We start from the raw sequence: 1,832 nt of genomic DNA on the forward strand, positions 1-1,832 counted from the left end.
TGCCGAGGAATGGGGGGCTGCGCTCGGAGCGGATGATGGCGCGCCACTTCGGGGTATGCCGGGGCACGGTGCGCGAGGCCTTGCGGCGGCTGGCGGCGAGGGGCCTGGTGGTGCTGCGTCCCGGGCGACAGGCGCGTGCGGTGGCGTTGGACGAGTCCCTGACGCTGGAGAACCTGGGGCTGGCGCTGCATGACACGCGCACCCAGGAGTGCCGGCGCCTTCTGGAGGGCTTCTTCAGTCTCAAGCGGCAGGTGCTGGTGGAGCTGCTTTCCGACTGCTGCGCGCATGCCTCCGACTTGGACCTGCAGCGGCTAGGGGAGACCCTCTACACGCTCCAGGACGCAGCGCGCTGGTACCACCCCAAGGAGCGCGGCGCGCAGCTGGAATTCGAGTTGCTGCGGCTGTCTGCCTGGGCGGCGGCACGGCCCGGGCACCTGCTCCTCATCCAGTCGCTGCAGCGGGCCTTCCGGGGCATCGCGGACCGGCTGCTGCCCTTCATGGGCGGCGATGCGATGCGCCAGTGGATCCTCTGCGCGTTGGATGCGCTGTATGCGCGCGACGTGCAGGCGCTTCAGCATCAGCTGCCGGCGCTGATGAAGACGTACGACGAGCTTGTGCTGAACGCCTTCGCCCCCGTGCCTCAGGAGGCTGCGCCCCCCGAGGCTCCTCACGCCCAGGAGTGCAGCCCCGGTGGCCCTGCATCAGACACAGCGCAGGATGATGCGCTTGTGGCACACCCTCGCGTTGAGACGCGTGGCTCCGGCGCCACCATGTCAGTCACCGAGGGCATGGAGGCGTTTGGGGAGACACCGCGTTCCCCTGGTGACGCTCTTCCCTTGGAGACCGACAGCGGGGTGCTGCTGTTTCCGGAGGCACCGCAGACCACTCCCTGCGAGCCCGGTGGGGCGTGCACCGGACGGGACCTGACGGACACAACCCCGAGCGACCTGCCTGACTGTCGGGTAGGTTCGGACGCTTCGTCTCCGGATGGGAGCATTCAGTCCGAGGATCCGCTTACGGGCTCCCCCCAAACCCACGGGGCAGCGCGCAACGAGGGCGGACCTCTTCACGGCGCCCCACCCAGGGGCTGGTGGGCTGCTCGCCTCTGGTTGCTCCACGGCCTGCGCCCCAGATCCCCTGTTTCGTGAGCGGCGACAGCCCTTCGCGTCCTCTGTCGCCTGGGATCTTCGGAGGTGCCAGGAGACCTACCTGGCTGTGTCTCGCAGCTCCATGAGGAGGCGGCCCAGCATGTTGCTGCCGCTGCCGTCTCCTCCGTCGCCCCAGTCGTCGTCGTTCTCCGTGTGCTCGACCAGCTTCGCGTCGCCGGTGGCCTGGAGCGCCTCGCGCATCACCGCAGGCTCTGGAGGTCGATGACGAAGCGGTACCTCACGTCACCCTTCTCCAGCCTCGCGAAGGCCTCGTTGATGCCCTGGATGGGAATCAACTCGATGTCGGAGACGATGCCGTGCTCGCCGCAGAAGTCGAGCATCGCCTGCGTCTCCGGCAGGCCTCCCGTGCCGGAGCCGGAGAAGCTGGCACGCCGGGAGAGGAGCGCGACGGGAGCCACCTCCAGCGGCTTCGCCGGGAAGCCCACCAGCACCAGGTGGCCGTCGCGCCGCAGCAGCCCCAGATAGGCGTTGACGTCGTGGGCCGCCGAAACCGTGTCGAGGATGAAGTCGAGCGAGTTCGCCTTCGCCGCCATCTCCTCCGGCTTCGACGACACCACGACCTCATGCGCCCCCAGTCGCAGCGCATCCTGCTTCTTGCGGTCCGTATGGCTGAACACGGTGACGTGCGCGCCCAGCGCGAGCGCGAACTTCACGCCCAGGTGC

Annotated in this window: 3 protein-coding genes; 1 reads left to right on the top strand and 2 read right to left on the bottom strand. The window is 68.9% G+C overall.

The annotated features are described in order from the left end of the window. A partial coding sequence (locus D7W81_RS41125; RefSeq protein WP_147445836.1) for a FadR/GntR family transcriptional regulator occupies positions 1–1,148 on the top strand: 1,148 nt, incomplete at its 5' end. Positions 1,149–1,205: 57 nt separating this feature from the next. Here the strand turns inward: D7W81_RS41125 and D7W81_RS41130 are convergent. Then, on the bottom strand, positions 1,206–1,349 hold the full coding sequence (locus tag D7W81_RS41130; protein WP_120560737.1) for an NADAR domain-containing protein: 144 nt from the start codon (positions 1,347–1,349) through the stop codon (positions 1,206–1,208). After that, positions 1,349–1,832, bottom strand: a 484-nt coding sequence (locus D7W81_RS41135; protein WP_147445837.1) for a zinc-binding dehydrogenase, incomplete at its 5' end; no start/stop codon positions are given. The genes D7W81_RS41130 and D7W81_RS41135, both read right to left, overlap by 1 nt.

It is taken from the genome of Corallococcus aberystwythensis, from assembly GCF_003612165.1.
Lineage (GTDB): Bacteria > Myxococcota > Myxococcia > Myxococcales > Myxococcaceae > Corallococcus > Corallococcus aberystwythensis.